The sequence below is a fragment of the Alicycliphilus denitrificans genome (genome assembly GCF_044792555.1).
Taxonomy (GTDB): Bacteria; Pseudomonadota; Gammaproteobacteria; order Burkholderiales; family Burkholderiaceae_C; genus Alicycliphilus; species Alicycliphilus denitrificans_A.
In genome coordinates, this window is sequence record NZ_CP126239.1 from 59,335 (window position 1) to 86,222 (window position 26,888).

General features: G+C 60.7%; 32 protein-coding genes, 2 pseudogenes and 1 other annotated feature. Of the genes and pseudogenes, 19 read left to right on the plus strand and 15 right to left on the minus strand.

The window, feature by feature from the left end:
• Window positions 1–79: 79 nt before the first annotated feature.
• From P7644_RS20100 to P7644_RS20135, 8 genes and pseudogenes are all read left to right on the plus strand, one after another.
• A complete protein-coding gene (locus P7644_RS20100; RefSeq protein WP_008905566.1) occupies window positions 80–1,036 on the plus strand; it encodes a thiamine pyrophosphate-dependent dehydrogenase E1 component subunit alpha in 957 nt (318 codons plus the stop codon).
• An 11-nt stretch (window positions 1,037–1,047) separates the two neighbouring features.
• Entirely contained in the window at window positions 1,048–2,067 is a 1,020-nt protein-coding gene (locus P7644_RS20105; protein WP_008905565.1) for an alpha-ketoacid dehydrogenase subunit beta, read from the plus strand.
• A 55-nt stretch (window positions 2,068–2,122) separates the two neighbouring features.
• On the plus strand, window positions 2,123–2,353 hold the full coding sequence (locus tag P7644_RS20110; protein WP_008905564.1) for a biotin/lipoyl-containing protein: 231 nt from the start codon (window positions 2,123–2,125) through the stop codon (window positions 2,351–2,353).
• On the plus strand, window positions 2,350–3,030 hold the full coding sequence (locus P7644_RS20115) for a 2-oxo acid dehydrogenase subunit E2 (protein WP_008905563.1): 681 nt from the start codon (window positions 2,350–2,352) through the stop codon (window positions 3,028–3,030). Before P7644_RS20110 ends, P7644_RS20115 begins: the two co-directional genes overlap by 4 nt.
• Before the next feature lie 194 nt (window positions 3,031–3,224).
• The gene (locus P7644_RS20120; RefSeq protein WP_404303447.1) at window positions 3,225–3,755 is read left to right on the plus strand and encodes a lipoyl protein ligase domain-containing protein; all 531 of its coding nucleotides are present in this window, start codon (window positions 3,225–3,227) and stop codon (window positions 3,753–3,755) included.
• Between the two features lie 106 nt (window positions 3,756–3,861).
• Window positions 3,862–4,086, plus strand: a complete 225-nt coding sequence (locus P7644_RS20125) for a hypothetical protein (RefSeq protein WP_008905561.1) — start codon at window positions 3,862–3,864, stop codon at window positions 4,084–4,086.
• 134 nt (window positions 4,087–4,220) lie between these two features.
• Window positions 4,221–4,958, plus strand: a complete 738-nt coding sequence (locus P7644_RS20130) for an alpha/beta fold hydrolase (RefSeq protein ID WP_008905560.1) — start codon at window positions 4,221–4,223, stop codon at window positions 4,956–4,958.
• A 49-nt stretch (window positions 4,959–5,007) separates the two neighbouring features.
• Window positions 5,008–5,298: pseudogene (locus tag P7644_RS20135) on the plus strand (hypothetical protein); the annotation flags it as partial.
• Here P7644_RS20135 and P7644_RS20140 read toward each other — a convergent pair.
• The 4 genes and pseudogenes from P7644_RS20140 to P7644_RS20155 all read right to left on the minus strand — a co-directional run bounded on the left by P7644_RS20140 (window position 5,282) and on the right by P7644_RS20155 (window position 7,951).
• Window positions 5,282–5,634 (minus strand): annotated as a pseudogene (locus P7644_RS20140) (carboxymuconolactone decarboxylase family protein). The pseudogenes P7644_RS20135 and P7644_RS20140 overlap by 17 nt on opposite strands.
• Window positions 5,635–5,652: 18 nt before the next feature.
• Window positions 5,653–6,177, minus strand: coding sequence for a peroxidase-related enzyme (locus tag P7644_RS20145; RefSeq protein ID WP_008905558.1), 525 nt, complete (start codon window positions 6,175–6,177; stop codon window positions 5,653–5,655).
• A gap of 105 nt (window positions 6,178–6,282) precedes the next feature.
• Window positions 6,283–7,266, minus strand: a complete 984-nt coding sequence (locus tag P7644_RS20150) for an MDR family oxidoreductase (RefSeq protein WP_008905557.1) — start codon at window positions 7,264–7,266, stop codon at window positions 6,283–6,285.
• Window positions 7,267–7,315: 49 nt separating this feature from the next.
• The gene (locus P7644_RS20155; protein ID WP_034397988.1) at window positions 7,316–7,951 is read right to left on the minus strand and encodes a TetR/AcrR family transcriptional regulator; all 636 of its coding nucleotides are present in this window, start codon (window positions 7,949–7,951) and stop codon (window positions 7,316–7,318) included.
• A gap of 275 nt (window positions 7,952–8,226) precedes the next feature.
• Here P7644_RS20155 and P7644_RS20160 point away from each other — a divergent pair, with 275 nt between their 5' ends.
• Window positions 8,227–8,562 carry an aminotransferase class V-fold PLP-dependent enzyme gene (locus P7644_RS20160; RefSeq protein WP_404303399.1) on the plus strand — a complete coding sequence of 112 codons (336 nt, stop codon included), beginning with the start codon at window positions 8,227–8,229 and terminating at the stop codon, window positions 8,560–8,562.
• An 81-nt stretch (window positions 8,563–8,643) separates the two neighbouring features.
• The gene (locus P7644_RS20165; RefSeq protein WP_085942459.1) at window positions 8,644–9,048 is read left to right on the plus strand and encodes an alpha/beta fold hydrolase; all 405 of its coding nucleotides are present in this window, start codon (window positions 8,644–8,646) and stop codon (window positions 9,046–9,048) included.
• A 1-nt stretch (window position 9,049) separates the two neighbouring features.
• Here P7644_RS20165 and P7644_RS20170 read toward each other — a convergent pair.
• A protein-coding gene (locus tag P7644_RS20170) for an IS3 family transposase (RefSeq protein ID WP_085942460.1) occupies window positions 9,050–10,281 on the minus strand; the annotation gives its coding sequence in 2 pieces (ribosomal slippage) (window positions 9,050–9,993 and window positions 9,993–10,281; 1,233 coding nt in all).
• Window positions 9,887–10,003: a sequence feature (AL1L pseudoknot), on the minus strand. Its footprint overlaps the gene before it by 117 nt.
• A gap of 78 nt (window positions 10,282–10,359) precedes the next feature.
• On the opposite strand from P7644_RS20170, the gene P7644_RS20175 reads away from it, so the two are divergent.
• From P7644_RS20175 to P7644_RS20185, 3 genes are all read left to right on the plus strand, one after another.
• Window positions 10,360–11,717 (plus strand): IS3 family transposase gene (locus P7644_RS20175; protein ID WP_274114605.1). Its coding sequence is split into 2 segments (ribosomal slippage): window positions 10,360–10,857 and window positions 10,860–11,717, totalling 1,356 coding nucleotides; the frame shifts between segments, so codons are not numbered across the junction.
• 73 nt (window positions 11,718–11,790) lie between these two features.
• Window positions 11,791–12,252: an alpha/beta fold hydrolase gene (locus tag P7644_RS20180; protein ID WP_008902876.1), complete on the plus strand. Its 462-nt coding sequence runs from the start codon at window positions 11,791–11,793 to the stop codon at window positions 12,250–12,252.
• A 687-nt stretch (window positions 12,253–12,939) separates the two neighbouring features.
• Window positions 12,940–13,524, plus strand: coding sequence for a hypothetical protein (locus P7644_RS20185; protein WP_404303402.1), 585 nt, complete (start codon window positions 12,940–12,942; stop codon window positions 13,522–13,524).
• 26 nt (window positions 13,525–13,550) lie between these two features.
• On the opposite strand, the gene P7644_RS20190 is transcribed toward P7644_RS20185, so the two are convergent.
• Both P7644_RS20190 and P7644_RS20195 read right to left on the minus strand, forming a co-directional pair.
• Entirely contained in the window at window positions 13,551–13,967 is a 417-nt protein-coding gene (locus tag P7644_RS20190) for a hypothetical protein (RefSeq protein WP_404303403.1), read from the minus strand.
• Window positions 13,967–14,308: an H-NS family nucleoid-associated regulatory protein gene (locus tag P7644_RS20195; RefSeq protein WP_404303405.1), complete on the minus strand. Its 342-nt coding sequence runs from the start codon at window positions 14,306–14,308 to the stop codon at window positions 13,967–13,969. The genes P7644_RS20190 and P7644_RS20195 overlap by 1 nt, the downstream gene beginning before the upstream one ends.
• 239 nt (window positions 14,309–14,547) lie before the next feature.
• Here P7644_RS20195 and P7644_RS20200 point away from each other — a divergent pair, with 239 nt between their 5' ends.
• The 6 genes from P7644_RS20200 (at window position 14,548) to P7644_RS20225 (ending at window position 20,275) form a co-directional block, all read left to right on the plus strand.
• Window positions 14,548–15,018, plus strand: coding sequence for a hypothetical protein (locus P7644_RS20200; protein WP_404303406.1), 471 nt, complete (start codon window positions 14,548–14,550; stop codon window positions 15,016–15,018).
• An 842-nt stretch (window positions 15,019–15,860) separates the two neighbouring features.
• Window positions 15,861–16,391, plus strand: coding sequence for a GNAT family N-acetyltransferase (locus P7644_RS20205; protein ID WP_404303407.1), 531 nt, complete (start codon window positions 15,861–15,863; stop codon window positions 16,389–16,391).
• On the plus strand, window positions 16,391–16,729 hold the full coding sequence (locus tag P7644_RS20210; protein WP_404303448.1) for a nucleotidyltransferase family protein: 339 nt from the start codon (window positions 16,391–16,393) through the stop codon (window positions 16,727–16,729). Before P7644_RS20205 ends, P7644_RS20210 begins: the two co-directional genes overlap by 1 nt.
• A gap of 160 nt (window positions 16,730–16,889) precedes the next feature.
• A complete protein-coding gene (locus P7644_RS20215) occupies window positions 16,890–17,192 on the plus strand; it encodes a hypothetical protein (RefSeq protein WP_404303408.1) in 303 nt (100 codons plus the stop codon).
• Window positions 17,193–17,261: 69 nt separating this feature from the next.
• Window positions 17,262–19,475 carry a hypothetical protein gene (locus P7644_RS20220; protein ID WP_404303409.1) on the plus strand — a complete coding sequence of 738 codons (2,214 nt, stop codon included), beginning with the start codon at window positions 17,262–17,264 and terminating at the stop codon, window positions 19,473–19,475.
• 155 nt (window positions 19,476–19,630) lie between these two features.
• The gene (locus P7644_RS20225; RefSeq protein ID WP_404303411.1) at window positions 19,631–20,275 is read left to right on the plus strand and encodes a hypothetical protein; all 645 of its coding nucleotides are present in this window, start codon (window positions 19,631–19,633) and stop codon (window positions 20,273–20,275) included.
• A gap of 393 nt (window positions 20,276–20,668) precedes the next feature.
• Here P7644_RS20225 and P7644_RS20230 read toward each other — a convergent pair whose 3' ends face one another.
• Genes P7644_RS20230 through P7644_RS20265 form a run of 8 tightly spaced genes read right to left on the minus strand, consistent with a single transcriptional unit; the run spans window position 20,669 to window position 26,872 of the window.
• Window positions 20,669–21,460, minus strand: coding sequence for a 2-keto-4-pentenoate hydratase (locus tag P7644_RS20230; protein ID WP_207374914.1), 792 nt, complete (start codon window positions 21,458–21,460; stop codon window positions 20,669–20,671).
• A gap of 11 nt (window positions 21,461–21,471) precedes the next feature.
• A complete protein-coding gene (locus tag P7644_RS20235; RefSeq protein WP_404303412.1) occupies window positions 21,472–22,230 on the minus strand; it encodes an SDR family oxidoreductase in 759 nt (252 codons plus the stop codon).
• Window positions 22,231–22,268: 38 nt separating this feature from the next.
• Entirely contained in the window at window positions 22,269–22,460 is a 192-nt protein-coding gene (locus P7644_RS20240; protein ID WP_008328882.1) for a 2-hydroxymuconate tautomerase, read from the minus strand.
• 18 nt (window positions 22,461–22,478) lie between these two features.
• Window positions 22,479–23,456: a tripartite tricarboxylate transporter substrate binding protein gene (locus tag P7644_RS20245; RefSeq protein ID WP_008328880.1), complete on the minus strand. Its 978-nt coding sequence runs from the start codon at window positions 23,454–23,456 to the stop codon at window positions 22,479–22,481.
• A 12-nt stretch (window positions 23,457–23,468) separates the two neighbouring features.
• Window positions 23,469–24,509 (minus strand): 4-hydroxy-2-oxovalerate aldolase, encoded by a 1,041-nt coding sequence (gene dmpG / locus P7644_RS20250; protein WP_404303414.1) that lies wholly within the window; start codon window positions 24,507–24,509, stop codon window positions 23,469–23,471.
• Between the two features lie 13 nt (window positions 24,510–24,522).
• Complete coding sequence (locus tag P7644_RS20255) at window positions 24,523–25,437, minus strand: acetaldehyde dehydrogenase (acetylating) (RefSeq protein ID WP_060984466.1); 915 nt, start codon at window positions 25,435–25,437, stop codon at window positions 24,523–24,525.
• A 32-nt stretch (window positions 25,438–25,469) separates the two neighbouring features.
• Entirely contained in the window at window positions 25,470–26,273 is an 804-nt protein-coding gene (locus tag P7644_RS20260) for an SDR family NAD(P)-dependent oxidoreductase (RefSeq protein ID WP_008328873.1), read from the minus strand.
• Window positions 26,270–26,872 (minus strand): hypothetical protein, encoded by a 603-nt coding sequence (locus P7644_RS20265; RefSeq protein ID WP_008328872.1) that lies wholly within the window; start codon window positions 26,870–26,872, stop codon window positions 26,270–26,272. The genes P7644_RS20260 and P7644_RS20265 overlap by 4 nt, the downstream gene beginning before the upstream one ends.
• Between the last annotated feature and the right edge of the window lie 16 nt (window positions 26,873–26,888).

The window sequence follows — 26,888 nt, forward strand, 5'->3', positions numbered from 1 at the left end:
CGCACCTGCGTCGTTCGTGTATCTGAGCATTTTTATAGGAGACAAACCAATGACACCAAACCGCGAGAAACAGCATTGGATGTATCGCAACATGGTCACGAGCCGCAAGTTCGAAGAGACCATTGCGAAAATCTATTTCGAGGGCAAGTTGCCCGTGTTCAGCATGGCCGACGGCCCGATTCCCGGTGAGATGCACCTGTCCGACGGGCAAGAACCTGTGGCGGTGGGCGTCTGTGCGCATCTCGAAGCAAGCGACATCGTCACCGCCACGCACCGTCCGCACCACCAGGCCATTGCCAAGGGGGTGGACCTCGACAAGATGGCTGCCGAGATCTTCGGGAAGGCGACCGGCCTTTCAGGCGGGCGTGGCGGGCACATGCACCTCTTTGATCCGAAGGTGAACTTTGCCTGCTCGGGGATCATTGCCCAGGGCATGGGCCCAGCCGTCGGTGCCGCCCTTAGCCGCAAGATGCAGAAAAAGCCCGGCGTTGCCGTGGCTTTCGTTGGCGAGGGTGCCGTGAACCAGGGCGGCTGGCATGAAGCGATGAACCTCGCCGCGACCTGGAAGCTGCCTTTCATTTGCGTCATCGAAGACAACGCCTGGGGGATTTCGGTGTCCAAGGAGGCTTCGACCGCGATCTCCAACAACGCAGACCGTGCGGCCGCTTACGGCATACCTGGCAAGCGCATCGCAGGCAACGACCCTTACGCGATCTATGAGGCCGCTGGTGAAGCGATTGCCCGCGCCCGCGCTGGTGAAGGCCCGTCCCTGCTGGAGATCGAAACGTATCGGCTCGCTGGCCACTTCATGGGTGATGCCGAAGGCTACCGCCCCAAGGGCGAGAAGGACGCGCTGTTCGCGAAGGACCCGATTCCGAAGATGCGCGCCAAGATGATCGCCGATGGCGTGGCCACCGGCGCAGAGCTCGACGCGATAGAGGCACAGGCCGCTGCCCGCGTTGAACAAGCCATCAAATTTGCCCGCGAAAGTGCGGATCCGGCGCCAGAAACCGCGCTGACTTCCGTGTTCGCTTAAGGAGACAGAGCATGAGCGTAGCCAACGAAAGAAAACTGACCATTGCTCGCGCCATGGCCGAGGCCGTGCAACAGGAAATGCAGATCGACCCCACCGTCTTTGTGATGGGTGAGGACATCGGCGCCCTCGGCGGCGTTTACGGCAACACACGCGGTTTGCTGGAGGAATTTGGCCCTGAGCGCATTCGCGACACGCCGATTTCCGAGACCGCCTTCATCGGCGCCGCTGTCGGGGCTGCCCAAGACGGGATGCGCCCGGTTGTCGAACTGATGTTCGTCGATTTCTTCGGCGTCTGCTTTGACGCGATCTACAACCTGATGGCCAAGAACATCTACTTTTCGGGTGGCAACTTCAAGGTGCCGATGGTGCTGATGACGTCGACCGGTGGCGGTTACTCCGACGGCGGGCAGCACTCGCAATGTCTGTATGGCACCTTTGCGCACCTGCCCGGCATGAAGGTGGTTTGCCCGTCGAATGCCTATGACGCCAAGGGGCTGATGACCGCAGCCATGCGCGATGACAGCCCTGTCGTCTACATGTACCACAAGGGCCTGCAAGGCATGGGATGGCTTGCCACAGAAGCGGGCGCAACGGTGCACACCCCAGTGGAAAGCTACACGGTCGAAATCGGCAAAGCCAAGGTCGTGCGCTCAGGAAAAGACGTCACCATCGTCAGCGTCGGGATGGGCGTGCACAACGCTCTGAAAGCAGCCGAGAAGCTGGAGAGCCAAGGCGTCAGCGCTGAGGTGGTCGATCTGGTCAGCCTGGTCCCGCTGGATCGCGACACGATCCGCGCCAGCGTCGCCAAGACGGGTCGCCTCATCGTCGTGGACGAGGACTACATGTCTTACGGCGTCTCCGGCGAGATCATCGCCAGCGTGACGGAACATGACATCTCGGCCCTCAAGGCCGCGCCCAAGCGGGTGGCGTATCCAGATGTGCCGATCCCCTACGCAAGGGTCATGGAGCAGTTCTGCCTGCCCAACCCCGACAAGATCGTTGCCGCGTTCAACAGCATGAAAGCGGCCTGACCGTGCGTCTCGGGGCCGCCTTCACAGGCGGTCCCACCCAACACAGGAAAGCTCCATGACAGACATCATCATCCCCACCAACCTCTGGGAAGAAGACGTAGAAACCGTCATCACCACTTGGTTGGTCAACGACGGGGCCACCGTTGAAAAAGGCGCGTTGATCGCCGAAATCATGACTGCGAAGGTGCAATACGAAATCCACGCGCCCGCGTCGGGCACCGTAGCTATCAAAGAGAAGGCCGACGCGGTGGTTTCCAAAGGCGCTGTCATCGGAACAATTGCATGACCGACGGCGTGCGCACCGTAGCACTGAAAGGCGTGCGCGGCATGATCGCGGACGCCATGGTCAAGAGCCTGGCCACCGCGGCGCAGCTGACCCATCACGGCAGTGCGGACGCTACTGCTTTGCTGGCGGAAAAGGCGCGGCTGGCGGAAGAGGGGACCAAGGCCTCGGTGGAGGATCTGCTGATGCTGGCCGTGATCCGCGCGCTCAAGAAGCATCCCGATGCGAATGGCCGCACCAAGGACCGCGAGGTTCATCTGCACGAAGCGATTGACCTGTCTGTTGCCATCGCACTGCCGGGCAACTTATTGGTGGCCCCGGCGATTTCTGGTGCGGGTGATATGGATGTGAGCGCGTTGCGGAGTGCGCGACAGGACTTGGCGGCGCGGGCCAAGATCAACAAGCTCACCGTGACCGAGATGACGGGCGGCACCTTCACGATCACCAACCTCGGCCTGACGCGGGTGGAGCACTTCACTCCAATCCTGAACGCCGGACAGATCTGCATCTTAGGTATTGGCTGCATGACGGATCGCCCGGTACGGGCACCTGATGGCGGCATAGAGCTTCGCCCTTTTGTCGGCCTCTCGCTCACCTTTGACCACCGTGCGCTGGATGGCGCGCCGGCGGGCGATCTGCTGACCACGATCTGTGAAGAAGTCGAAGGAATGTCCGGGTGACGACGCCTTTGCGCCGATTTGGGTCTGTGTCCGAAGGCTTGACCTTTGAAGCAGGCCTCTTTTCAGCGCAGGGCCCGCAGGTGGGCCTGTGGACAGCAGATGCCAATGCACTCGTGTGCCCGCGCGCCTATGAAACACGCAATGGATTCGCGCAGGCCGCCAGCCTATCGAGCACGCGAGGCTGGCCCGTTCATGTGCGCCCGACCGGAGGTGGCACCGTTCCGCAAGGCCGGGGCATGGCCAACCTGGCGCTCAGCTTTGATGCGCCGGAGGGCTTCACCATCGAAGACGGCTACCGCTTGCTCACCCGGATATTCAGGGCCGGGCTGCGCGTAGAAACACTGGATATTGGGAACACCCCCGGCAGCTTCTGCGACGGCGACTGGAACCTTTCGATAAATGGTAGAAAACTGGTCGGCACCGCGCAACGGTGGCGGCCAACGCACCACGGGAGCCCGCGCGTTCTGGCCCATGCAATGGTCCTTGTGTCAGGGGATATCGCGTCAGGCGCGGACAGCGTTTCCGCCTTTCATCGCGACCTCGGTCTGAGCCCGGTCAAGGCCGACGTCCACACCAGCCTCTGCAGTGCAACACATCACACCGATTTACCCGCCGAAAACCTGTTGGCCGCAGCGCGGGGTGAACTGGCCCATCTTTCAAACCCAATGAACTTTTCAACAAAGGAAACAAACCATATCCACCGACACCATCCACATCCATCTTGAGGTCAAAGTGCCCGAAACCAAGCGCGCTGGTTTCATGACCTTGATGAACGAACTGGTCGAGAGAACGCGCAAATAGCCCGGAACGCTCGTCTATGAGTGGTACGAGGTGGGCGATACCAGCACCTGGCACATCCTCGAGCGTTACGCCGATGCCGAAAACGGTGATCTGCACGTCAAGGGCTTCGCAGAGGGCTATGCGGGCCGCTTCTTCGAGTTGGTGACCAGTTGCACCGGCATCGTGTCGGACAACGCGACGCCCTATATCAAGGGCGTTCTGGCGGGCATCTCTCCACTCTACATTGCGCAAAAAGGCGGCTTCAACCGCTTCTGAGCTGCCCGCACATCTCTTGCTCAGACCGGGCGTAAGATGATGCTTGGTGTGTGGGCCGTCTCGGACATGTTGCAGCGCGCGCCAAGCTCAATCAGTATGCTCGGGGCCAACACGGAAAGCACGAGGACCGACGCATGCTGAACACTGTCACTTATGGGGACGCGCCGGGACCGCCATTGCTGATCGCGCACGGGCTGTTTGGATCAGCGCGCAATTGGGGGGTGCTGGCCAAACGCCTGTCCGAAGCACGGCGGGTGGTCGTCGTGGACATGCGCAATCACGGGTTTTCGGAATGGGCGGCAACCCACAGTTATGAAGATATGGCCGCCGATCTGGCGGCTGTGCTGGACGCACCTGCCGATGTGCTGGGGCATTCCATGGGCGGCAAGGCGGCAATGGTGCTCGCGCTGCAAGCCCCCGACAAAGTGCGCAAGCTGATCGTCGCGGATATCGCCCCGGTGACCTATCGGCATACGCAGATGGGCCCGATTGCGGCGATGCGGCGCGTCGATCTGACCAGCGTGACAACGCGGGCCGAGGCCAAGGCGCAACTGGGTGATCTGGACCCCGGCATCGATGATTTCCTGCTGCAAAACCTTGATCTGAAAGACAAGCGCTGGCGGCTGAACCTGGACGTTCTGGCTGCCGAGATGGACAAGATCATCGGCTTCCCCGATCTGTCCGGATCCTTTGACGGGCCGACCCTGTTCCTGTCTGGCGAGGTGTCGACCTATGTTTCAACAGATCACCGCGGCACGATCAAAGCCTTGTTTCCAAAGGCTCAATTCGCGTGCATTCCTGGAGCGAGCCATTGGCTGCACGCCGAGAAACCGCGCGAGTTTGTGGCCACCGTCTCGACTTTTTTGGGTTGAGGCACACCCGAATTGAGGAACGCTGGCCGCCCCTGAGGACCCATTGCGCATGACTGCAGCTGTACCCGCCACACCCGCGCCGACGCCGTCGCCTCAGCTTACAGTTCCCGACGTGGCCATCAACGTGCGGGACGTATTCGGTTTCGACACCGACATGAAGGTGATGGGTTTCGCCCAGGCCGACGAACATGTTCCCGATCTCGATCCCGACTACATCTTCGACCGGGACACCACGCTGGCAATTCTCGCGAGCTTTGTGCACAACCGCCGCGTGATGATTCAGGGATACCACGGCACAGGCAAGTCGACCCACATCGAACATGTCATCTCGCCGCTTCACCGAACTGATCGTAGGCCTCGAGTGTGCGCATCGCATAGCTGTACGCCGCGCCCGCATTGAGCGCGATCGCGGTGCCCATGGCGCGTCGGTGAGCTCCGCCTCGGTCACGCCCGCCCTGCGCGCGGCTTGCGCATGGACGGCAATGCAACTGTCGCAGCGCGTGGTGACCGCGACGGCGAGCGCGATCAGCTCCTTGGTCTTCGCGTCGAGCGCGCCGTTGCCGTTCTGACCTGCGCTGAGCGCCTGAAAGCCCGCGACCATCCGTGGATTGGCCTTGTGAAGCGCCGCGCCTGCACGGCGGCCGACAAGAAGATAGTCCTTCCAGTTCTTGAACATCGTTGGGCCCCTTGGTGATCAGCCGCGCCCCAGCGCGTAGAACTCGTCGTTGGGCCGCATGCTGGTTACGTTGGCCAGCCGGTTGGACATGCCAAAGAATGCGGAAATGGCTGCGATGTCCCAGATGTCGTCTTCGGTGAAGCCGTGGCTCTTGAGCATGTCGAAGTCAGCTTCACCCACCAGTTGTGCGCTTTGGGAAACTTTCATGCCGAAATCCAGCATGGCCTTCTGACGCGTTGTCAGGTCTGCCTTGCGGTAGTTGGTGGCGACCTGATCGGCGATCAGCGGATTCTTGGCACGAATGCGGAGGATGGCGCCGTGCGCGATCACGCAGTACTGGCACTGATTGGCGGCGCTGGTGGCCACCACGATCATCTCGCGCTCGGCCTTGGTCAGGTTGCCAGGCTTTTCCATCAAGGCATCGTGGTACGCGAAGAAGGCGCGGAATTCGTCGGGGCGGTGCGCCAACGTCAAGAAGACATTGGGGATGAAGCCGGACTTTTCCTGCACGGACTCGATGCGCATGCGAATGTCCTCGGGCATGTCCTTGAGTGCAGGAACGGGAAAGCGACTCACGGGGGCTTGCGTATCTTAGTTCATGGTTTTCTCTTGATTGATGAATCGAAGCTGGCGGGGGAAATCGTGATTTCAGCGGTTCACATCGACAACGATGCGACCACGCACTTCGCCGCTTAGGAGCTGGTTGGCCAACGGGATCGCCTCTGCCAAGCCGACTTCGCGGCTGATATCGCCAAGCTTGGCTACATCAAGATCCGTGACCAGGCGTTGCCACGCGACGAGTCGGTCTGCACGCGGACACATCACGCTGTCGATGCCCGCGAGGGTCACGCCGCGCAAAATGAAAGGCACAACGGTGGCGGGGAAGTCCATGCCTGCGGCCAGGCCGCAGGCAGTCACAACGCCCCCGTACTTGGTTGTGGCGCAGACATTGGCCAGCACATGGCTGCCCACGACATCCACGGCACCAGCCCATCGCTCCTTACCCAGAGGCTTGCCGGGGGAAGCAAATTGAGCGCGTTCGATCACCTCGCTGGCACCCAAGCGCTTGAGGTAGTCCGCGTCTTTCGTCCTGCCGGTAGCGGCCACGACCGTGTAGCCCAGCTTGGCCAAGATCGCGACGGCCACGCTGCCAACGCCGCCAGCCGCGCCCGTGACCAAGATTTCGCCATCCGACGGCTTGACGCCGTGGCGCTCAAGCGCGAGCACGCACAGCATCGCGGTGTAGCCTGCGGTACCAATGGCCATCGCCTGCTGCGGCGTGAACCCCGAAGGAAGAGGAATGAGCCAGTCGCCCTTGAGGCGAGCCTTTTGGGCCAGGCCACCCCAATGCACTTCGCCTACCCCCCAACCGTTGAGCAGCACGGTGTCGCCCGCACGGTAAGCGGGGTTGGCGCTCTCCTCAACAACGCCCACGAGGTCAATGCCCGGGACCATGGGGAAACTTCGCACCACCGGACCCTTGCCAGTGATGGCCAGGCCGTCCTTGTAGTTCAGCGTCGAGTGGCTGACCCGCACGCTCACATCACCTGCGGGCAACTGCGCCTCGTCCATCTGCGCAACCGCTGCGCGATAACCCGATTCCTCCTTCGTGATCAAGATGCCGTTGAACAATTTGCTCTCCTTGGAAAATAGACCGATCGTCTAGTGGTTGACAAAAAAATCACTTCGACCGGAAGCCGGCGAAGAAGAACTGCGTGAACACATCCAGCGGCGCGGCGCGGCGTTCGAGCTTGGCGCGCAAGACTGCGCCTTCCCAGCCGATCCAGAAGAACTCGGCCACTTGCTGCGCATTCACTTCACTCGTGAGTTCGCCCACCTGCTGGGCTTCAACCAGGCACAGTGCGAAACGTCGCTGCCAATCCTCGAAGGTGTGCTGCAGCCGCGCCCGAAAGCTCTCAGGCAATGCGCCCATTTCTTGGCCGAGATTGCCGATCAGACAACCCCGGCGATAGCCAAAGCGCGCCATGGACGACTTGGCGTCATCGATGAAAGCGTGCAGGCGGGCAAGGGGTGTGAGCGTCCGGTTCAGGAGGTGACGGTCAAGCTTGGCCGCGAAGAATTCGCCATAGCGATCGATCAGGCCCAGGCCAAAAGCTTCCTTGCTGTCGAAGTAGTGATAGAAGGAGCCCTTGGGAACACCCACCCTGCTGAGGATTTCCTCGATGCCCGTCGCCGAGAAGCCCTTTTCGGTGAGAACTTCCAGGCCGGCGCGCATAAGCAGCTCGCGCGCATCTGTTAGGCCGTCGCGCTGTCTCGGAGGCCGGCCACGGCGGCGGATGGGGTCTTGCACCTGCATCGAACAATATTAGACCGATTGTCTCTAAAAATGCAAGTGGCAACCGAAGTCAGTGGTTTTCAGCCACCGACAGCATCGCGCCCATCGAATACGTCCACTCTGTCGCGGGGCAACGCTTCAACAAGTCGGCATGCCAACGGGCCTTGTTGCCCAAGCTCGATGGACGCAGTGTAGGTTCTCAGAGTAGATGCAAAAATTCTCATCACTTGCAAAAACTCTGACGCCTTTCACCAGCATCTTTCGACTGGAAATATCAGCGGGGCTGAGTTTTTCTGTTGGATTCCACCGCAACAGGCAGAGTCACCAAGCTCGCAGCAAGTCTGCGTGAGCAGTTAGCAGATCTTAACGGGATCAAGATCCACGATCAGGGCTTGACCAAGTGCGCAATTGTGACTTTTACAAGCGACCGGAAGTCTCCTGAAGAGATCTGCAGGGCACTGAACGCGGCGGGCATCAACGTCTCCGTATCACTCTCAGAATACTCACAGCTCGACCTAGGCGCACGAAGACTGCCTGCAGTGGTTCGGGCTTCTGTTCACTACTACAACACCGCTCAAGAAGTCGAGACATTCGTTGGAGAAATAGCTCGTGTCACCCATCACGCCTCGTGACTCTGCAAAGCGCCTTGGAATCCGAGTTGCAACTTCCTTGTATCAGCACGTTAGGCTCGAGCTACGTTTGGAAGTTCATCAATGCACACGAGAATAGTCACCCAGAGCCAACGCCAGATTGAATATCAGGGCCGTATCAAGCCTGCAAAAGTGTGGACCGGAGGTGTTGGCGCGCCGCTGGTCCTGCTACATGGAGGTTGGGGTGGCGCAGCCGCGCATTGGGACCGCGTCTGGCATCAACTGGCCCAACACTACACAATCATTGCGCCCGAACTTCCAGGCGTGGTCGCTGACGGTTCTTCTGGCGCACCACTTGCAACATACGATGCCTATGCCGAGTGGGTTGAAGCCGTCGTTCGTGGACTCGGCTACGAAAGCGCGTGCTTTGTTGGCAACTCCCTCGGCGCCTCGAATGCATGGCAAGTGGCAATGGAACACGGCCCAATCTGTGAATCGCCCCGGTTTCTGCGGAGGCTGTTTGGTTAAGTCAGCCCACTTCCACAGTGGCCTGACTGGCGAGTTGCCGGTAGTAGTTTGCCTCAGCTTCTGCAGGCGGGATGTACCCGATGGGCTCAAGCAGGCGATGGTGGTTGAACCACGATACCCACTCCAGCGTGGCGAACTCGACTGATTCTTTGGTTTTCCATGGAGCCCGGCGGTGAATCAGTTCGGCCTTGTACAGACCGTTGATGGTCTCTGCCAGGGCGTTGTCGTAGCTGTCGCCCTTGCTGCCCACAGAAGGCTCGATGCCAGCCTCAGCCAGCCGTTCGGTGTACCGGATGCTGACGTACTGCGAGCCTCTATCGGAGTGACAGACCAGGCTGCCATCGCGCTCAGGCTGACGGGCATAGAGGGCCTGCTCCAGGGCGTCGAGAACAAAGTCCATGCGCATTGAGCTGCTTACTCGCCAACCCACGATGCGCCTGGCAAACACGTCGATGACAAAGGCCACGTACAGCCAGCCTTGCCAGGTCGAGACGTAAGTGAAGTCGCTGACCCATAACTGATTGGGCCGTTCGGCGCGAAACTGCCGGTTGACCCGATCCAGCGGGCATGGCGCCTTTGCATCGCCGACCGTGGTGCGCATCACCTTTCCACGCATCACACCGCGCAGGCCCATGCTGCGCATCAGTCGCTCGACCGTACAACGCGCCACGGTCACACCTTCGCGTGTCAGTTGCCGCCACACTTTGTCCGCGCCGTAGACCTGCATGTTGGCCTGCCAGACTCGTTGAATCTGCGGCATCAGCAATTCGTCGCGTTTCGCTCTGGCGCAGCGTTTGTGAGGCTCGCGCACCAGCGCGGCGTGGCGCCGATATGCTGACGGGGCAACCTGCAAGACTTTGCAGAGCGGCTCGACCCCGAAAGCATTGCGCTGCTGGTCGATAAAGGCCCTCAAGACTTGAGCCGGCGGTCGAGCTCCGCCTGGGCAAAAAACGCGCTGGCCAGCTTCAATATCTCGTTGGCCCGGCGCAGCTCTTTGACCTCGCGCTCCAACTCCTTGACCCGCTGGGCTTCGGCTGTTGTGACGCCTTCTCGCGTGCCTGCATCCACTTCGGCACGCTTGACCCACTCGTTCAGGGTCTGCGGCACGCAGCCAATCTTGGGGGCGATGGATTCGATAGCTGCCCATAGCGATGGGTACTCCCCGCGCTGCTCCTGCACCATCCTCACTGCGCGCTCACGCACCTCAGGCGAGAACTTGTTTGTCTTCTTCATGGCTCAATCCTCTCAGAGTGTTGAGCCTCCTCAAAAATGAACTGACCCCCAGAAGTTGGACAAACTTCAAGGGGTTACATGAAGAAGTACAAAACGGAGTTCAAGCTGGAAGTGGTCCAAAGCTTCTTGGCAGGCGAAGGCGGCGCGAAGCTCTTGGCTCGGCGGTGGTCAGTTCCCGAGGAGAAGGTTCGCACGTGGGTGAGCCACTACCGCCTGCACGGCATCGATGGTTTGCGCCCCAAGCGCAGCGCGTACAGTGTGCAGTTCAAGTTGCAGGTGCTGGCTCATCAGGATCGCGAGCAGCTTTCCAGTCGTCAGGTCGCGGCGCTGTATGACATCCGCAATCCCAACCAGATTGTGGTCTGGCGGCGCAATCTCGATCAAGGCCGCCTGCAGGCGTGCGAGACCAGGAATGAAGAACAGCCCAAGATGAAGCCAGAACGACGCTCTGCCGCACCGTCGAGCACGGTCGTCGCCGATGCGGAGAAAGCCCTGCGGGAAGAGAACGACCGACTGCGCGCGGAGGTCGCGTACTTAAAAAAATTGCAGGCCTTGATCCGGTCGAAGAGATCAGCTGCGCCGACAAAGCGCGACTGATTGCCGGGTTGAGGCAACACCATAAATTGGCGGATCTGTTGCAGGTAGCAGGCTTGGCGCGCAGCACGTTCTACTACCAATGCCAGGCGAGCCAGCGCGCCGACCAGCAAAGCGCCATGGAAGCCAGAATCCGCACTGTCTATGACGAGCACAAGGGCCGCTACGGATACCGGCGGATCACGGCAGCGCTGTGCAATTCAATGGCACAACCGGTCAACCACAAGTGCGTGCAGCGTCTGATGCAAAAGATGGGGCTACGTGCGTTGATCCGGGCGAAGAAGCGCTCCTGGCATGTCCCGGGCACCAGCGATGCGCACGTACCCAACGTTCTGCAGCGCGACTTCTGCGCGACCGCGCCGAACCAGAAATGGGCGACCGATGTCACCGAGTTCAATGTAAGCGGCCAAAAGCTCTACCTGTCGGCCTGCATGGACCTGTACAACGGCGAGATCGTCGCGTACCGCATGGCAAGGCGGCCGGTCTTCGAGATGGTTTCCAGCATGCTTGAGGCCGCGCTATCGCGGACCAATTGCGTCGCAGGCCTGATCGTGCATTCTGACCAAGGTTGGCACTACAAGATGCAGCCCTACCGAGCGATGCTCGTGCGACGCGGAGTCGAGCAAAGCATGAGCCGCAAGGGCAACTGCTTTGACAACGCGGCGATTGAAAGCTTCTTCGGCACACTGAAAGCCGAGTACTTCCATCTCGAAAGGCCCGATAGCATTGATACGCTCGAAGCGGGCGTGCATGATTACGTCCACTACTACAACCACGAGCGCATCAAGCTCAGATTGAACGGACTCAGCCCGGTGGGATACCGGCTGAGAAACACCGCCTGATTGGCGGCGAGGCAACCGTCCAACTTCTGGGGGGCAGTTCAAAACCGGGGCGATTCACTGCAGCTCATTGGTCATGGTCGATGGCTTTCCGCCTCCAACGATTCCCGCATTTGTAAGGTTCTTCATCGAACGAGTTCCAGGGATTAGAAAGCTGATTCTTAATGAGCTCAAGAAGGTCAGCTACAGCTCTGATTGTCTGAAATCTGCCTTCTTTAACGCGGAAAACGCCCCGCGACAGGTTAGGGCTACGCTGTTGGACGTAGACCAGCGCCAGCTTGAACATATGCTCACGTTGCTGATGAACAACCGTAGTCGGCCTGCGGTCCCCAAACAGCGTACCCTCATCGTTTGGGGTGCGCAGGACAGGCTGCCGAACGCCGACACTGACGTTGCAATCTCACTGCATCAACGAATTGAGCAGTCAGAGCTTCAGATCATTCCTGACGCCGGACACCTTCCTCAGGTTGAGCAGCCAAACGCCTTCGTAAGAGTCATACGGGAGTTTCTTCAGGAGGACTCATCAGTGACTACCTGAAAGCAAAGACCAGCAGCACTTGACCACCGAGTGCGCTGTAACTTGCCCACGCCCGCAACATTTACTTGACCGACCGGACCCCGGCCCAGTGCCAGTCGGAGTTACTCGGCGTAGGAATGACTCCTCCACTGGTAAACATCAAATCCAAGACAAAGTTACCTTGCAGAACCGAAGTACGCTAGGCCGCATGCTGCTGGGACTGCCATCGACAGGCGATAGTGATCACTGAGTCCGGCAGACTTGCCACGGATCCGTTCAATTGACCACGAGATTGGCCGCACTCGCCTGGTACGTACAAGCACCCTTCATTGGGCCATTACGCTGGAGGCAGGGAGGGGGCAGCCATGCTACGGTTTGACCCGAGTAAAGTCGAAGTCTGAATCAGGCTGATTGCGGAACTTGGCTATGGCTTGGTGAATGACAGATTCGATCCGCCAGCGGCCATTCGAGCCGTCGAATTCGTCCACCAGAAAAGCGAGCCTCTAGTCACCGGATATCGATAAGTGCGTGTTATCGCTAGGTGGCTGCACGCATGGGTGCCATCGGATGATCTTCGACGAATAGGCCTACCAACACCTCTGCAGCGGTCAGTGCTCCCACGACATTGGGTGCTGCTCCATTTTGTTGCAGACAAGCATCACAAGCGATAAGTTAACGCCTAGTGGTACACGAAGAGGCAAATAGCGTATGAGCAAAATATGGGGAATAGCACGGTTCTACGGCATGGGCTCGATGGAATACCTGCTGGAATCTGAAGATTGGCTGGCGGACAGCAAGCTCTTTGACGGAGCCCCACTGCTGCTTTTTGAAACCATGGAAGAGGCCGACGTTGCTGCAAAAGCGTTGCGCACTGGCCGCAACGCCCATGGCGTTCAGTTCATCGTGGACTCCGAGAATCGGGTTCTCACTTGGAAGAGCGCGAAGGCAAAAGAGCTTGCGACGGCCAAACAGCCGCCACGGCCCAGAAAGGCCGCGCAATTCACAATCTTTGAAGACTCGATGGGCTACTGGTGCGTACCGCACGACCAAGAGGCCGCAGCGATTTCAACCCCTGAAAGCTTCCGCAAGGTCGTGCACCGAACGAAAATCGCGGCATGCCGCCAGGCGCTCGAATTGGCCCTCAGAGAAGGTGCGACGGAGTTGCACTTGCACGGCATGGGCGCGACAACTGGGATCAAGCGTGAGTCCATCGCTAAAGGCATTCAGCCGTTCATCTATTTCCCGTCTGTGAAGACGAAAATCGCCCCCCTCCTGCCGTCAGGGAAGCGATGACAGCGCGACCTATCACCTCGAGACATTTACCGGGTTGGCGTTGACCGGCGCAGTGAGTCATTTTCCTTGGCTGCTTCACCCGAGCACATCTTGTAGGCCTGCATGCGCACTTCGACATCAGGCATACCCGCCATCCCGTGATAGGCCGCCTGAAAAACTCGCCTGCCTTGCGGCATTACACCGAAAGTCACGTCACGCTGGTTGATAGCGGCTTCATACGACAGTCCATTTGCCGCCCCCTTGGCCACGACCACCGCCTCCTTCGCAATACTGCCGCAAAGCGCATTGTCGATTTCCTGCAAATCATCGATCAAATCACCCGCGCTCTTGGCCCTGCGATCGACCTGAGCATGCACGAGCAGGGGAAGCACCAGTACCAGTGCAAGAAGTTTCTTCATGTCTAGATCAATCTCGAAGGGTTGTTTGGGCAGCAAGGAAAGCATCACGCCTGCGCGTTATCGGCCTGGATGGCAAACTGCGCTCGATCCTTACCTGAAATCCATTTGGGAGGCAGACCACGACCTGACCAGGTTGCACCAGTGGCTGGATCGCGGTACTTGGGGGCCACCGAAGGGCGCTGCCCACGGGAACTGCGGCCTTGCGGGAATACATCCGCCTGCGTCAAACCAAACTCAGCGATCAACTTTCGGGCCGATTCAATGGCGCCAGAAACTTCCTGAGCGCGCGCATCAGCAATCTGTTTTTCCAAGGCATCTCGTTGGGCCAAGAGTTCTTTGTAGCTGGTTGTCGTCACTATGTTGTTCCTATAAAAATTGATTGGCATGGCCTGTACAGACCACTATTCTCACCAAGCCTCTCAAATTGAGATAACAAATATTACCCCATACTCCAGCTGCAAACGATGAGTTTTAAATGCCGAGATGCATTTGACCGGGGGCGAATTTTGTAGCTGTTTCGCAAGTGCCCGAAGAAAGAGAAAAGACGGAGGGAACCTGCAGAAACGAATGGTTTTGAGAGATACTTTGTCTTGGTTCAACTCCACTGCTTGAGGGATTTTTGAAGATGAAACCGCTTGCGTCCTTCGCCCTGATTGCCGTCCTCTCAGTGGGCCCTGCAGGCTCTTTCGCACAAGGTCGCGACGGCTACTTCTGTACGACGGACCTAGCCACGGGGTTCGCGTTCAACAAAGCAAAGAAACAGTGGGTGACTGTTTCCTTCCATGAAACCGAAAAGTTCTTGATTACCAGGGCGTCCCTCGCCGAGTTGAAACTTGGGAATGTATGGGTCGTGAAAAAAGTCGGCTCCAATACTCCAGACTTTGTATGCCCGGCGGACTTCACCGACGGCGGCTATTTACATTGCAAAGGGTTTAGCGAGTTCACATTCAATCGCAAGAACAACAGATTCTTGAGTTCATACATGATCGGGTATGTCACGGACGCCATAGAGGGCACTGAAACGGCAAGCGCATTGTTGGGACAAGAGGGCAGCAACACACCAGCGATACAAATTGGCAGGTGTAGTCCGCTCTGAAATCCTGAATGGGCATTGCAAATCGAAAGGCTGGGATGAAGAGCCCCGGGCACATCAACGAAGATTCCCTGAGCGCCCAGGAGTTGGCGGAGGCAAGCAGCCAGGGCACTACAGGTACACGACGACATACCAGTGCGTTCGCAATCGAACTTGCACGCCAGCTGGTCAGCACGCTGCCACATGGCCTCCCGGGCCTGTTCAATCCGTGGTTCGACAACTGTCCTGATGACGAGCCTCACAACGGTCCAGAACGCAAGCTTGCCCGTTTGGCCGCACATCTGGACTGCGCCCCCGAGTTGATTCTGGTTGGAGAGGCCGCTGGGTACAAAGGGTGCCGACACACGGGGATCGCCTTCTCCAGCGAAGCTCAGCTATGCGAGACAGGCCTTCCCCGCCTTCCCGTTGAACCGCGCCTCACACGGCGACACATCCCCTACAGGGAATCCTCCGCGACGGTCGTGTGGGGGGAGCTTGAAGACCTCCACTTGAGTGAGACAACCATCTTGTGGAACGCCCTGCCGCTGCATCCTCACAGAGTGACCGACCGCAACTCAAACAGCACCCCGCGGAAGGCCGAAATGGATCTCGGAGCCCCGGCGATGCACATTCTGGCCCAGGCCTTTCCAACAGTGCCCATTGTGGCCATCGGAGGCAAAGCCGAGAAGTTGCTGAAGACCATGAAGGTGCCTACGTTCGCCTCAGTGCGCCACCCTGCAAAGGGTGGGACCACAGAGTTCAGGGCCGGCATGCGGAACTTGGCCAAGAGTTTGCCGAACTTGCGCTCGAAGAAGGTAGATCCAGCCCAGCACCCAGAGTCAGCCTTGTCGCATATTCTGTAGCTGATGCTTATTCGAGAACTCAATCTTGCAGATGCGGGGGCCTTGCGCAATCTTCGCGCCCTGGTCGATGCCGGCGGCACACTCGGACCAGAGTCTGAACGTCTCCGAGCACTCACGCCTGAAGGGATCGAGCAGCTGCTTCGGCCGCCGTATGAGACCGTTGGTGCCTTTGTCGGAGAGAAGTTACTCGGGTCCGCTTCTCTCTACCAATATCCGGTGGAGCCATTTGACCCATTCGATGTGCCTTGGTTTGCACTTGCGGGCGTCATCGTCCATCCACTTGCATGCAAGCAAGGGATCGGGAGAAAGTTGGTCGTATGCCGTCTCAACAGAATGCAAGAGTTAGGAGCCCATGGTGTTTCTCTTCTCGTGAATGTTCCCAATCCAGCGGCAATGGCACTGTACGAGTCGCTGGGTTTCCAGTCCTACGAGGTGAACGAAGGTGCCTACGTGCACAACGGGCAGAGATATGACGAAGTCACAATGAGACTGCGGTTCGCGTCCTTATCCTCCACTGGAGCTGAGTCGCCTTGATGGACGTGAATGAAATCCTTCACTGCGTGGCCAAATGGGCTGTATCCAAGCCTCTGGTCAAGCGTGTATATCTCTTTGGCAGCCGCGCTCGCCAGGACTATCGGCCCGACAGTGATCTGGACTTAGCCATCGAAATCGATCCCCAAACATTCCAGGGCTCCGACGAAAGCGGCGGCTTGGCTACGTGGATGGCCGAGACTGACGGCTGGGCTGAAGAACTCAGTTGTCTCACAGGATTCCAAGTGCAGCTTGAGCAGTTCGTTGATGCGATTCAGACACCCACGATCGCACGCGGCCTTCTGGAATCCAGCCTGATGGCGTATGACAAGACCTCATGAGCCCCCCGGTCGCGACCCTCATGCATTGATTCGTGCACTCGCATCCGCTGTAAGGTCTGCTATCGACCGCATCCCGAATGAGAAGCGGCCTGTCACTTTCAAAAATTTCTCTCGCGGTTCGTGTGGTGACACGGCATTGGTCCTGGGTACCTACCTCGCAGTGGACTGCAAAATCCCCGGCTTCCAATACGTGTCTGGCGAACGGGGCAGCGTGAGCGCGGGCACCTGGACCACACACGCTTGGCTTGAGCGAGATGGCCTGGTGGTGGATATCACGGCAGACCAGTTCAGCGACGAGTGCCGCAGCGTCATTGTCGAGACCAACTCACTCCTGCACTCAAGTTTTCGGGACATCCAACGGATGAAATCGAACTACTTCGAATGGACGGGCGACTTTACTGCCGTTTCTCGCGTATATGCGCTGGTCAAGAATGACATTGGGGAGGCTTGGAAAGCCTGGTGATGCCAGAGGCAAAGTGCCAATTAGCTGCAGGCACAATGCATTCGCACCGAATCAGGAACATGCGACCAGATGGCCAAGATGAACGTGATGCAGGGGCATGTCCAAGCCCCCACGCCAGAAGAAGCGAAGGCGAGTGCCGGCAAACCCATGCGCTGGGCAGCACGCGAACATTCCGGGCTGGCCGTCTCTATCTGTGACCTTACCCGCAAAGAAACCGGACTGGCGTGCAAGTGCGTCTGCCCGGCCTGCGGCAGCGCCCTACAAGCGGTAAATGCTGGGGTCGATAGAGAGCATTTCCTGCGCGCAAATACCCTCGGCCAGTTCTTTCGCCACGAGAGCGGTCAACAACGGGACAACTGCCTTGTTGTCATCGGGCGGATCGCCGCCCTGCAGCTGCTCATCGACCGCGGAGAAATTGACCTGCCACCGCCTACGCGCCGGGCACATGTTCAAGGTCTATCCGGGCATCTGTACCCCGGCGAGGCGACCGCCATACGCCAGCGCATGCATGTGGCGGAACATCGGTGGATCGACTCCCAGCTTGCCTCCATCACCCTTGATGACGGCCACATCGTTTTGATTCGCCTTGACACTCAACGCACGGTGAAAAACGAAGGCGACTATGACGCCATCATCACGATTACCGTAGACAACCCGGATGTCGCATCGTGGGATATGGCAGAAATCCTCGCGAGGATGAAGATAGGCGACCAGGTTCAGTCCTGCTGGGACAAGCATTGGGACGATGGCGAACTCAATAGGTTGGCCAGACAAGACGCCGAGAGGCAAGCAGAAGAGCACCTTGACCTCCTGCCCTCTGTACTAGGCCATCTGGAAGGACTCACGCTGGCCCAGAAGTCCGAAAGCCTTCTGCACCACGTGATCAAGTCAATCCTCCTGCAGGCCAACTCAATCTCCACGCCTGCCTACACTCAGCCTCTGCACCGGTATATGGCGGACGGCGACACGGTCAGCCACGAGGTTGTGCTTGCCCTTGGGGATCTGAATCTAAGTGACTTGTCCTCGGAGTCGCAGTTAGCAGGAATCGTGGCGGACATCTATTGCCGCGCGGATGCTGCGCGCCATGATCCATTCGATCTCATCATTGAAGTGGCAGTGACACACCGGGTCGATGAAGACAAGAGCAAGAAGATCAAGGCCATGGATATCGCCTGCCTTGAAATCGATGTGCGTGGCTTTCGTCAAAGCGGCCGCATTACTGTGGCCGAACTCGCTCACGAAGTCTTGCGAAACCCACAGAACAAGCGCTGGATCCATCACCCGTTGATGGCGCAAAAAATTGCCGGTGAACACCTGGCACTTGATGAGCAAGAAAAGGCCAGAAGGGATGCAATAGAGCAGCAGCGCCGCACACGCGGATGGCTCAATTCAATGACACAAGAGCAATTGCTTGGGATCTACCTTCAAGCCCTGGTTCACTATTGGAAGTGGGGCGGAGACAGTGCAGTTGCCGGCCATTTCGTCGAGCTGTCCGACCTCAGTAGCCGATTGGTATCCATGGGGCTCGCCGGCGCGGCCGAGAGCCCCATTGCTGAAAAAGGTGGTGTGCTTCATTTTCTACACCTGTGCAAAACATACAGCCACGCCCCGGTGCCAGCCAACATCTCACTCACCGAGATGTGCAGCACACTCGCTCAATCACGGTACTTTCGGTCGCTCATCACATACTGCCTGGTGGGGATCAAGGTCTACAAACCGCTGCTTCGAGGCGCACAGGGACCCGAGATGCAGGCCATCCGAACGCATATCCTGAACTCGTTGCAGAGAGGTGAGAGCCATTTCGCCCGGTTGCGGAAGTTCGACGCACTCATCGGAGCTTTGTTTCCTGAACTCCGCTCCAGCCTGGCGGCCGAGTTTGGCACCGAGGATCATGCAAGGGCATTGCAACTTGAAAAGCGCAAGAGAGAGTCTGAGCGGAACGAGAAGGAGCAGGCGTCCCGTGCAGCACTCGAACGAGCAATGAAGCACGAGCAAAACCGGAACGCAGTCACACAGGCCATATTTGAAGCGACCAGGTGCGGTTGGCTACCAAAACTTGGCCTTGCAAGTGACGTCGAGCAGATCCTAGCTACGCGGGAAATGAGAGTCGCGGCCAAAAGATTCATGGCACATGGCTTTGATGTGCAAGAAGTGATCTCCTCTGCATGGAGTGCGCGTGAAAGTGGCACCACAGCGTACGCCTGGTTCCGAACCCGGTACTTCAGCGACGCGTCTGAGGTGCACAAGCTCAAGGATCTCTTAAAGCTGGGGTGGATGCTTTGAACCTTGGGGCTGCAGATGCTTGCGCTAGGGCCAGTTGGATAAAAAAACCAAGCTGCGCATTCCGGTGATGCCCACCAGTTAATCCGGCACCAGGAACACCTGCAGCAGGTATCCTCCGATCAATAATATATTTTCAAGCACCCAAGGAGAGAGAATTGAACAAAAAAGTTGCCGTCTGCATTTCAGCATCAGCCGCTTTATTGATTGTCGGCTGTACCGAGAACGCCAACATAGGAGCCCCCAATCTTCAAACGGATACTCCCAAAGTCCCGCCGTTAGAAAAGACAATAACGCTAAAAGATTTGACTATTGGAAAGCCAATTAAAAGCGTCAAAGGAGCAAAAGAATACAGTAGTAAAATGTATTTATTCAAATATGAATACTTTGGGGAGAAACGAACTTTTAACGTCACAACAAACGATGCTGGTTTAATAACAAAATACCAGACAAGATTCAGCAGTGGATCCGAAAGCCTGAAATCTGCAATCGAAGAAAAGCTGAGTGCTGAAAATGGAAGGCCGGTTAAATTCGACTGTGATAGCAGTAAGTTTTCGCCAGATAGTAGCGCCGATATGGAAATAAAGACCTGCAAAATTGCCAGTCGAGACGAGATTCTAATGATTACAGAGTCACGGATGCAACCAACTGCCAAACAAGCTGGACTTCCTCAACTGCCTGCCGTAGTGACATCGATTGAGTTGGTGGGTAAAGTTCTAAATTCGGATGCAGAAGCTGCCAAAAAGAAAGCAGATGAAAGCAAAGCCCAGGCAGCAGAAGCGAAACGGAAAAGTGACGTTTAACGGACATCTAGATGTTCCTACCTTTGTTCACGACAGCAATGGATCATGTCCAACATTCAGCGTCCGCTTGAATCTCCAGGAACAGACCGCCCTGACCGCTTGCGACCGCTGACTGAGGATCTGCTGTGGAGTTTTCATAGTGCCGGATTGACCGATCACCATCGTAGGAATCCGTGACTACTGATGGCGGCTTTCTCACCGGGGCCTGCCCAGGCCTCACTGGCATCAGGCAAGACGTGACAGTGCTCATTTTCAAACACCGGCCGCTTCCAATCAGAAGGAGGCGCTCGCTAAAAAACTGTGGAAGACCGCAATCGCTGCACTGGCGTCTTTGATGGAGCCGTTCGTTGAACGGGTTGATGTGCAGGCGATCCGCACCTATCAGGTGTCGTTTCACAGACGCCGCACAGTCACATCTACCGACCAAGCGTCCCCAAACGAAAACACCCCCGTCAACCTCCCCCCCACCTCCAGCTCACAAGCCTTTGTCAGCCCACCCGTGATCACCAGATCACCCGCCTCCAGCCGCTGACCAAACACGGCCAGCTCCCGCGCCAGCCGCGCCACCGCGTCCAGCGGGTGGCCGTCGGCGTCGGCGCCCACGCCCTGGCCCAGCGTGTGGTGGCTGCCGTCGTGCAGGCGCACCGCAACGGTGCCCGCCGCCATCATGTCGGTCACCGGCAGGCGCGGCCCGACGACGACCTGGCCGGCGGACGAGTTGTCGGCGGTGTTCTGTTCGAGGTTGAAGCGGTAGCCGGTCCAGGTGGAGTGCACGACCTCGAGGCAGGCGTAGGCGCCCTCCACGGCGGCGGCCACGGTGTGGCGGTCGGCGGGCGCGTGCCGCGCGTCGAGGGCGGTTTGGAGGCGCAGCCCGATCTCGGGTTCGACCCGCGGCTGCACCAGGCGCTCGTGCACCGCGTCGCCCGAGTTCAGCAGCATCCGGTCGGTCAGCGGCCCGATGTTGGGCCGGGCTATGCCCATCTGGCGGCGCATCACTTCCGACGTGTAACCCAGCTTCCACCCGACAACGCGCTCGCCGGCGGCCAGGCGCAGGCCGAGCAGCGCGCGCTGGATGGCGTAGGCGGTGGCGAGGTCGGGCGAGCCGACGGTGGCGTCGGCGTCCAGCGTGCGCCCGGCCTGGCGGGCGGCCCAGATCGCTTCGGCAAGTTGGGCCACCGTCTTCATCCCAGCCGCCCTCAGCCGATGACACCGCCGCCCACGAACAGCACCTGACCGGTGATGTACGAGGCCTCGGGCGCGCCCAGGAAGCCGATGGCCGCGGCGATCTCTTCTGGTGTGCCCAGGCGGTTCATCGGCGTGTCGCGCAGCGACTGGGTGTAGATGGCTTTCATCCAGCCGGTCTCGGCCTCGCTCAGCGGCTGCGGGTTGCGCGGCACGATGCGCTGGCCGTTGTCGATGGCACCGGGTGAGACGCAGTTGACGCGCACGCCGAATTCGGCGAGTTCCATCGCCATGGCCACCGTCATCGCGTGCACGCCGCCCTTGGCCGCGGCGTTGGGCACGCGGTAGATGCCGCGGGTGGCGATGGAGCCGACGTTGACGATGGCGCCATCGCCCTGGCGCTTCATCAGCGCCGCCATTTCGCGGCAGCACCACAGCGTGGGCCAGAGCGAGCGGTTGATCTCGCGCTGCATCTCGTCGGGCGTGTATTCCCAGAACCGCTTGGCCCAGATGGTGCCGCCCACGTTGTGCACCGACACGTCGATGCGGCCGTGGGCCTGCAGGGCCGCCTGCGCCACGGCCTGCGCGGCTTCGTGCTGCTCCAGGTCGGCGGCCACCAGCAGGCCCTCGCCGCCTGCAGCGGTGATCTGGTCGCGCACCGCCTCGCAGGGGCCGGCGGCGCGGTCCACCAGCACCACGAGCGCGCCCTCGGCCGCCATGCGCAGCGCGCAGGCCCGGCCGATGCCCTGCGCGGCGCCGGTCACGACGACCACGCGCCCCTGGTAGCGCTGGGCGGCGATTCCGGTCCTGGTCAGCGGCCGAGGTCTTTGGCGCTGACGCCCGCGATGCCCCAGTTCTCCTTGGGCATTTCGTGGATCCAGACGCGGATGGTTTCCTTCTTCGCGTCGATGGCCTCGTGCAGCGCCTGGGTGACCTTCTCGATCACGGCCTTCTTCTGCTCGGGCGTGCGGCCTTCGAGGATGTAGATCTGTGCGAACGGCATGGTGGTGGTCTCTCGGGGTCAGTTGGCTTTGATGTCCAGCTTGCGGATCAGGGCACCCCAGCGGTTGTTCTCGGCCTTGATGAAGGCGTCGAACTCCTGGGGCGTGGTGACGCGCAGGTTGCCGGAGATGTTGTCGAACGCGGCCTGGGCCTCGGCGGTCTTGGCGCCTTTGGCCCAGGCGTCGTGCAGCTTCTGCACGACGGCGGCCGGGGTGGCGGCGGGGGCGACCAGGCCGAACCAGGTCTCCACCGCGAAGCCGGGGTAACCGGACTCGGCCACGGTCGGAACGTCCGGCAGGGCCTTGGCGCGCGTGGGCGAGGTGACGGCCAGCGCCTTGAGCTTGCCGCTGCGGATGTGCTGCAAGGTGGTGGCCAGCGAGCTTTCCATGCTCATGATCACCGTGCCCGAGAGCAGGTCCGGCACGATCTGGCTCGACCCCTTGTAGGGGATGTTGGTGAGTTCGATGCCGGCCACCGACTGCAGCAGCTCGGCCGCCAGGTGGTTGCTGGTGCCGATGCCGGACGTGGCGTAGCCGAGCTTGCCCGGGTTGGCCTTGGCGTAGGCCACCAGACCCTTGAGGTCGGCGAACGGTGCGCTCGGGTGCACGACGATCACGCAGGGCGTGGTGCCCACCAGCGAGATCGGGGCGAAGTCCTTTTCCACCTGGAACGGCAGCTTGTCGTAGAGGTAGGGCGCGATGGCCAGGCTGCTGATGGCCGACAGCCCGATGGTGTAGCCGTCCGGTGCGGCCTTGGCCACCGCGTCGGTGCCGATGTTGCCGCCGGCGCCGGCCTTGTTCTCGACCACGAAGGACTGGCCCAGCGCGTCGCCCATGGCCTTGGCGGCGGTGCGGCCCATGATGTCGGTGGGTCCACCCGGTGGGAAGGGCACGATGAGCTTGACGGGACGGGCGGGGTAGGCGTCCTGCGACCAACCAGCGGCGGGTGCCAGGGCCAGGCCGGCCCCCACGGAGGCGATGAAATCTCTGCGTTGCATAGGGTGCGTTCCTCAGGCCGCTTTTTTCTGCTCGCGCGCATCTCGCGCGCGAGCCATGGTCATGGCCGTGTCTTCGATCATGTCTTCCTGGCCACCGACCATCTTCTTGCGGCCCAGTTCGACCAGGATGTCGCGCGCCGACAGGCCGTACTTGACGGCGGCGCGTTTGGCGAACAGCAGGAAGCTGCCGTACACGCCGGCGTAGCCCAGCGTGAGCGCGTCGCGGTCGATGCGGATCGGGAAGTCCATGATGGGCGTGACCAGGTCTTCGGCCACGTCCTGGATCTTCCAGACGTCCACACCGGTCTGCACGTCCATGCGGTCGAGCACGGCGACCAGCACTTCCATCGGCGTGTTGCCTGCGCCCGCGCCCAGGCCGGCGGCGGCAGCGTCGATGCGGGTGGCGCCACATTCAATGGCGGCGACCGAGTTGGCCACGCCCATGGCCAGGTTGTGGTGGCCGTGGAAGCCCAGCTCGGTCTCGGGCTTGAGCGCGTCGCGCACGGCCTGCAGGCGGGCCTTCACGTCGGCGGGCAGCATGTAGCCGGCCGAGTCGGTGATGTAGATGCAGTTGGCGCCATAGCCCTCCATCAGCTTGGCCTGTTTCACCAGGCCTTCGGGGCTGTTCATGTGGGCCATCATCAGGAAGCCCACGGTGTCCATGTCGAGCTTTCGGGCGAAGGTGATGTGCTGCTCGCTCACGTCGGCTTCGGTGCAGTGCGTGGCCACGCGGATGGTGTGCACGCCCAGGCCGTGCGCCATCTTCAGGTGGTCGACGGTGCCGATGCCGGGCAGCAGCAGGGCCGAGACCTTGGCCTGCTTCATCAGCGGGATCACGGTGCCCAGGTACTCCTCGTCGGAGTGGGCCGGGAAGCCGTAGTTGACGCTGGAGCCGCCCAGGCCGTCGCCGTGGGTGACCTCGATCAGCGGCACGCCGGCGGCGTCGAGGCCGCAGGCGATACTCTTCATCTGGTCGAGCGTCATCAGGTGGCGCTTGGGGTGCATCCCGTCGCGCAGGGTCATGTCGTGCAGGGTGATTTTTTGCTGGCTCATGGGGTGCTCCGGATCAGGCGGCGATGGGTTCGAGCACGAGCTCGCCCTTCAGGATTTCTTCGGCAAACATCTCGGCGGTGCGCGCGGCGGCGGCGGTCATGATGTCCAGGTTGCCGGCGTACTTGGGTAGGTAGTCGCCCAGGCCCTCGACCTCCATGAAGACGGAGACGCGGTTGCCGTCGAAGACGGGGCCGTTGACCAGCTTGTAGCCCGGCACGTACTTCTGCACTTCCTTGATCATGTCGTGCACCGACTTCGTGATCGCGGCCTCGTCGGGCGTGCCTTCGACCAGGCAGTGCACCGTGTCGCGCATGATCAGCGGCGGCTCGGCCGGGTTGATCACGATGATGGCCTTGCCCTTCTTGGCGCCGCCCACCTTCTCGACCGCGCCGGCCGTGGTGCGGGTGAACTCGTCGATGTTCTTGCGCGTGCCGGGACCGACCGATTTGCTGGACACGGTGGCGACGATCTCGCCGTAGCTCACCGGCTGCACGCGGCTGACCGCGTAGACCATGGGGATGGTGGCCTGGCCGCCGCAGGTGACCATGTTCACATTCATCTCGCGCTGGCCGACGTGCTGCTTGAGGTTGACCGGCGGCACGCAGTAGGGGCCGATGGCGGCGGGCGTGAGGTCGATCATCATCGCGCCCTGTTCGTTGACCTTGCGCGAGTTCTCGGCGTGCACGTAGGCGCTGGTGGCGTCGAACACGATCTGCACGCCGTCGGCCTTCATGTGCGGAATCAGGCCGTTCACACCCTCGGCGGTGGTCTTGATGCCCATCTCCTTGGCGCGCTTGAGGCCGTCGGAGTTGGGATCGATGCCCACCATCCACACGGGTTCGAGCACGGGGCTGCGCTGCAGCTTGGCCAGCAGGTCGGTGCCGATGTTGCCGGGCCCGATGAGGGCGCACTTGATTTTTTTGGTCATGAGTTGACTCCTGGGGGAAGAAGAAAAAAGGTTCAGGTGAGCGTGCGCACCACGCCACCGTCCACCCGCAGCGCGGCGCCGGTGGTGGCGCTGGCCTGCGGGCTGCAGACGTAGGCCACCATGGCCGCCACCTCGTCGGGGCGGATGAAGCGGCGCAGCAGCGAGGTGGGGCGCGCGTCGCGGAAGAAGCGGGCCGCGGCTTCGTCGAAGCTCAGGCCCTGCTGCGCGGCGAGCGTGTCGAAGAAAGCGCGTGCGCCTTCGGTCAGCGTGGGGCCGGGCAGCACGCTGTTGACCGTGACGGCGGTGCCGGCGCAGCACTCGGCCAGGCCGCGTGCCACGGACAGCTGGGCCGACTTGCTCATGCCGTAATGCACCATCTCGGCCGGCGGGCAGATGCCCGACTCGCTGGAGATGAAGACGATGCGGCCGCGGTTGCGCGTCAGCATGCCGGGCAGCGCGGCGCGGGCGAGGCGCACGCCGCTCATCACGTTGACCTCGAACAGGTGCTGCCAGTCGGCGTCGGCGATCTGCTCGAAGGGCTTGGGCTCGAAGATGCCGAGGTTGTTGACCAGGATGTCCACATCGGCCAGCCGGGTCGCCACCTGCTCGCAGCCGGCGGCGGTGCCCAGGTCGGCGGCGATGCCCGACACCTCGGCCTGCGGGTGCTGTTGGCGCAGGGTCTGCAGGGCGCGCTGCACCGACGCCTCGCCGCGGCCGTTGAGCACCACATGGGCGCCGTCGGCCAGCAGGGCCTGGGCGATGGCCAGGCCGATGCCAGCGGTCGAGCCCGAGACGAAGGCGGTCTGCCCCGCCAGGGGGCGTGGTGCCGGGCTCATGGGCGCCCTCCTACGGGCGGACGGGCGTGCAGCCAGCCGGCCAGCCAGCGGGTCAGGCGCGGCGCCACCACCCAGGTCATGAGGACCACCACCAGCACGGTGATGACCATGGTGCGCGGCACCAGCGGCCAGTCGGCCAGCAGCGGCGCCACGGTGAGGAACAGCAGCAGCACGGTCGGGAAGATGCCCAGCCAAGTCACGATCGCCACCTTCCAGCGCGGCGGCGCCTTGGTGGTGCTGCCCGCCGGCGCGAACCAGTAGTCCAGCCCGCTGACCCGGCGCATCTCCTGCGCACCGACGGTGTGGGGTGCGACTTGCGCGAGCCAGCGGGCCCGCTCGGGCGAGTCCTGCCAGGCGGCCAGGTGCGCCTCGTTGTCGAAGGCGAAGACCACGTGGTAGAGCAGGGGCTCGTCGCCGCCGCCGGCCTCGCCAGGGCGCACCAGCTGGCCGCCCAGGTGGCCGCCCAGGTGGCCGGGGAAGTGGGTCGCTGCCTCGATCATGCCGGCCATGGCCGTCTCGAAGCCGGCCACGCCTTGGGGTGCGACCCGGCGCGTGACCAGCACGGTCACGGCGCGCGACGGGGTGGCGGGTGCGTTCATGGGTGCAGGCGGCTCA